We start from the raw sequence: 4,946 nt of genomic DNA, 5'->3' as shown, positions 1-4,946 counted from the left end.
GATACCCGGAAAGATTTCCTGCACAAATTGTCAACCAAAATAGTCAACGAAAACCAAGTGATTATTTTAGAAGACTTGAATGTGTCAGGGATGGTAAAAAACCGGAAACTTTCACGGGCAATTAGTCAGCAAGGGTGGAGGGAGTTTAGGACTCTCTGTGAGGCTAAATCTGAAAAGTTTGGTAGAGAGTTTCAAGTAATTAGTAGGTGGGAACCTACTAGCCAAGTTTGTGCGGATTGTGGTTTTAAATGGGGCAAGATTGATTTATCTATTCGTTCAGTGCTTTGCGTTAGTTGTGGTACTGAGCAGGATAGAGATCAAAATGCTTCGAGGACTATAGAAAAAGTCGGGGTGCGATTCGTTGAAACGTGAATCACGGTGAAAGCCCGTACATAGCGTTTCCAGCCACAAGGCTGAACTCTCGGTCTGATAAGGGTGCAAGCCCCTTCTGCCAGACTCAGGTATGACTCCCTATCTGCCCACACCGACCAAGCTCGATTCTTGGAGAGTGAAGCTGGGAACAGGACGCAACCAGACATCTAATGTGAGGTGACACTGGCGTTAATGGGGGGTTCCAACGGTGAAACAGAGCCTAGAAAAGTAACTTATTTTCGAGCGGGTCACAGACCAAAAATCCCGACTCCACTGGAGATTATTCCCGCCGAATCATCCCGACAATATCGGCAAGAGTCTAGGGAATCCAGTAGTTAAGCGCGACCTGAACTGGTCGTTTAGTACGGGAAGCCTACTTCCCTAGAGGATTCACACCCTCTACCCCTACGTAAAAGACTCTTAAGCGAGTCCGATCACGTACCGAGTAAACAATGAAAGGACGGAGTGCAGACCACGAACGTAGCCGAAACTGGCAGCCCAAACTGGTTAGGAGCAAAGGGGAGTTCTTGAATGGTAAACGCAAGTGAACTATCACTTAAACTGCGTTACTGGATAAGAAGCCAAATAAGGCTGATAGGCTTCGACCAAAAGGTAAGTGAGTAGATTTATGATTTTAACCTTCATAAATCGTGTGAATATAACCCTCACCGCAGAATAGATAGTACCTAAACGAGAACAGACAACTAAGCGATACAACAGGATAAACCCTACTGAGTCTACCGGAGGTCGATACCGATAGTAAGCCAAGGGCAACCGAAGCAGAATTCTTAGGAGGGTAGAGGATGGAAGAAAAAGCGAATGCTGGCTTGTAATGAGCCAGATAGGGGTTGAAACATAATCCCTGACCGAAAGGAAAGCAGACTTCTTCTGGGTCTTATACGAAAGTAAACCCGACAAAGGAATCAAATCCGAGGACAAGTTAGATGATGTCAACTACGACAACAAACGGACTGAAGAAACGACTTGAAGACTGGAACCAGGTTAACTGGAAGAAGGTTAGCAAACTCGTTAGAAACCTACGTCAGAGAATCTTTCGTGCGAGAAAACTTGGTAACTTCCGTAAGCTACGAAGCTTACAAAAATTGATGCTACGAAGCCACGCAAATTTACTGTTGTCTGTGCGACGTATCACCCAGACCAATCAAGGCAAAGCAACGGCAGGAATTGACAAAGAAGTGGTCAATACCCCGTCGCAACGGGTGACTCTGGTAAACAACTGGAATGGGGGAAACCTCAAACCGACTCGGAGGGTGGAGATACCGAAGCCTAACGGGAAGAAACGACCGCTCGGTATCCCGACCGTGCGCGACAGAATCGAACAAGCAATAGTAAAGAATTCACTAGAACCCGAATGGGAAGCCGTATTCGAGCAACACTCGTATGGTTTTCGACCGGGAAGAAGCTGTCAAGATGCCATAGAACAAGGCTTCATACGAACCTGTATGAGCAAAACAGGCAGGGACACCTGGGTTCTAGAAGCTGACATCAAGGGATTCTTTGACAACATCGCCCATGAATCCATCCTGTCCATGATGAGTAATTTCCCCAAAAGAGAACTTGTCAAAGGATGGTTAAAAGCGGGTTTTGTGTTCCAAGGTAAACTAAATCCTACGGAACAAGGCACACCACAAGGCGGGATTATTTCACCCCTATTAGCCAATATTGGATTGCATGGCTTAGAAACTTACATAAAAGCCACCAACTCAAAACTTGGTGTGGTGCGATATGCCGATGACTTTATTGTTACGGCTAGAGACAAGGAAAGTCTCGAAATTGCCCAAAATCTGATACAAGCATGGATGTCAAAACGAGGTCTTGAACTAAGCGTTGAGAAGACGGCTATCACGTCAATGGAAGATGGCTTTGACTTCTTGGGGTTCAACTCCCGACACTACGATGGAAAACTTCTCATCAAGCCGTCCAAAAAGAAGGTGTTAGCCTTCTGTAAGCGCCTAGGAGAAGAAATCAAAAACCTCAGCAGTGTAGAACAAGAAGTTTTAATCAAAAAGCTTAATCCAATTCTCAGGGGTTTTGCTTACTACTACAAAGGGGTGGTGAGCAAAGAAACCTTCGGTTATATCCATCATCGGATATGGCAATACCTTTGGCGTTGGGCGAAGCGTCGGCATCCCAACAAAAACTCAAAATGGATACGCAAATGTTACTTCAAGACTATTAAAGGCAATCGATGGACATTCGCTTGCACCACAAGCGACAGACGGGTAAAGGATAAGTTCCTTGTCCTTTACCAAATTGCATCTACTTCTATCGTGCGCCATATAAAAGTCAAGGGTGACGCTAGCCCCGACGACCCCTCGTTAAAAGAATATTGGGAAAAACGCCACCAGAAGCTTGGAAAAATCCGCTTTGATAAAGGGACTAAACTTTATACGATAGCAGAAAACCAAAACTGGAAGTGTCCAGAATGTGGCGAACCTTTACTCAACGGGGAAGAAATCGAAACCCATCACATATTACCTGTCGCTGAGGGTGGAACTGACGACGTGGAAAATCTTCAGCACTTGCATAAACCATGCCATAAACAGGTACACAAAACCCAAGTTAAATCTCGCTTGAAATAAGGCTTGAGCGCAGTGAGCTGGAAACTCTCATGCTGCGTTCTTAGGGGAGGGGAGAGAGGTGACTCTCGAACCTCACCCGACATTGGCTCCACCTAAAGGAACAATTAATCTAACCGAGGGAACGAATAAAAACGGATTGAGGGTCAAGGGGAAATCGAACCCCAAGTAGGCTAGACGAGCAGCGGAACCCCCTTAGTTCGGGTAGGACAGACCATAATTGGTCTGAGGTGTTCAGAAAACATAAGTTAGAGCAGAGCATGATTAGGCACAGCAGCAATGTTAGTGAATCTTGGAAGACGTTACCTTGGAAGAAATTCCGAAGGGACTTATTCCGCTTACAAAAACGAGTGTTTAAAGCGATTCAGGTTGGAGACAAGCCCAAAGCGAAGTCCCTTCAAAAGCTAATTCTGAAATCTCGGGCTGCAAGAATGTTAGCGATACGTCAAGTAACTCAACTAAACGCTGGCAAAAAGACTGCGGGAATCGATGGGAAAGCCTCACTCACATTTGAGGAAAGGTTCGCTATAAGTGAAGAACTCAGAGCCAAAAGTAACAACTGGAAACATCAGAAGTTACGTTCAATACCAATCCCTAAAAAGGATGGGAGTACCCGCCTCCTTAAGATACCGACTATCGCCGATAGAGCGTGGCAATGCCTCGCAAAATACGCGCTAGAGCCAGCACACGAAGCAACTTTTCACGCTCAGAGTTATGGGTTCAGAACAGGAAGGTCGGCGCACGACGCGCAGAAAAAACTGTTTCATAATCTACGCTCTAATAGCAACGGAATAGAGAAACGGGTTATCGAACTCGATATCGAAAAATGCTTCGACATGATAAGCCACACCAGCATAATGGAACGACTCATCGCCCCAAAAGGCATCAAGACCGGAATATTCCGCTGTCTAAAATCAGGAGTTAATCCAGAATTTCCCGAACAAGGAACCCCGCAAGGGGGCGTGGTAAGTCCATTACTCGCCAACATCGCTCTCAGTGGGATTGAGGAAATACACCAATCAGTCCGTTACGCGGATGACATGGTAATAATTCTGAAACCTAAAGATGATGCGGAGGCAATACTTGATAAAGTCAGCGAATTTCTGGCAGAACGAGGTATGAAGGTTAGTGAAAAGAAAACCAAGCTAACAGCTACGACAGATGGGTTTGACTTCCTCGGTTGGCATTTCAAAGTGCAAAACAACGGGAAATTTAGATGCGTTCCATCAGTGGACAATTTTAAAGCGTTCTGTCAGAAGGTAAAACACATCGTCAACAACTCGAATTATGGAGCCACACTCAAGGCTGAGAAATTAGCCCCTGTGGTTAGAGGCTGGAGAAATTACCACCGCTACTGTAAATTGGATGGGTCGCGGTTTTCACTGTGGTTCATCCAAAATAGAGCCTTCAAGGTATTCAATAAGGAAGCAAAAAAGAATCGTTATACTGTCAAGAAATTGATAGAAAAAGCGTTCCCGGCAGTTTCTTACTCCGAAAACAAATTTGTCAATGTCAAAGGGGAGAAATCCCCCTACGACGGAGATATAGCCTACTGGAGTGAGCGTAACAGCAAGCTCTATGACGGCGACACCTCTAAAGCCTTAAAACGGCAAAACCATAAATGTGGGAAATGTGGTCTAAAAATGCTAGGCGACGAAAAGGTACATCTACACCATGTAGATGGAAACCATAATAACTCGAAAACTAATAACCTCTTAGCGGTTCACGAAAGCTGCCACGATTATCTCCACATGAGCAAAGGCGAAAGCCAAGAACATCGGGAGCCGGATGCGGGGAAACCAGCACGTCCGGATCTAACTGAGAGGTGCGGAGGATAATACCTCCCATCGACTCAACCATGGGGAATCGCCACGACTCAAAACGGGCGCAGAGGGATTGTTAGACTAGCAACGGTTAGCAGAACCCTATGAAGCGTCAAGAATCACCGCGCATTTATGCCGGTGAGTATTTCAA

At 45.6% G+C, this 4,946-nt stretch carries 3 protein-coding genes; all 3 read left to right on the top strand.

Translation table 11 applies throughout. The annotated features are described in order from the left end of the window. On the top strand, nucleotides 1–372 hold a 372-nt coding region (locus QUB16_RS32615), incomplete at its 5' end, for a transposase (protein ID WP_333322495.1). 944 nt (nucleotides 373–1,316) lie between these two features. After that, a complete protein-coding gene (gene ltrA / locus QUB16_RS32610) occupies nucleotides 1,317–2,975 on the top strand; it encodes a group II intron reverse transcriptase/maturase (protein ID WP_333322493.1) in 1,659 nt (552 codons plus the stop codon). A gap of 257 nt (nucleotides 2,976–3,232) precedes the next feature. Further along, complete coding sequence (locus QUB16_RS32605; RefSeq protein WP_333322491.1) at nucleotides 3,233–4,810, top strand: reverse transcriptase domain-containing protein; 1,578 nt, start codon at nucleotides 3,233–3,235, stop codon at nucleotides 4,808–4,810. Nucleotides 4,811–4,946: the final 136 nt, after the last annotated feature.

The organism is Microcoleus sp. D3_18a_C4, from assembly GCF_036702415.1.
In the GTDB taxonomy this organism is placed as follows: Bacteria; Cyanobacteriota; Cyanobacteriia; order Cyanobacteriales; family Microcoleaceae; genus Microcoleus.
The sequence above is the reverse complement of the archived record's forward strand: the minus strand, read 5'-3'. Positions and strand labels throughout refer to the sequence as shown.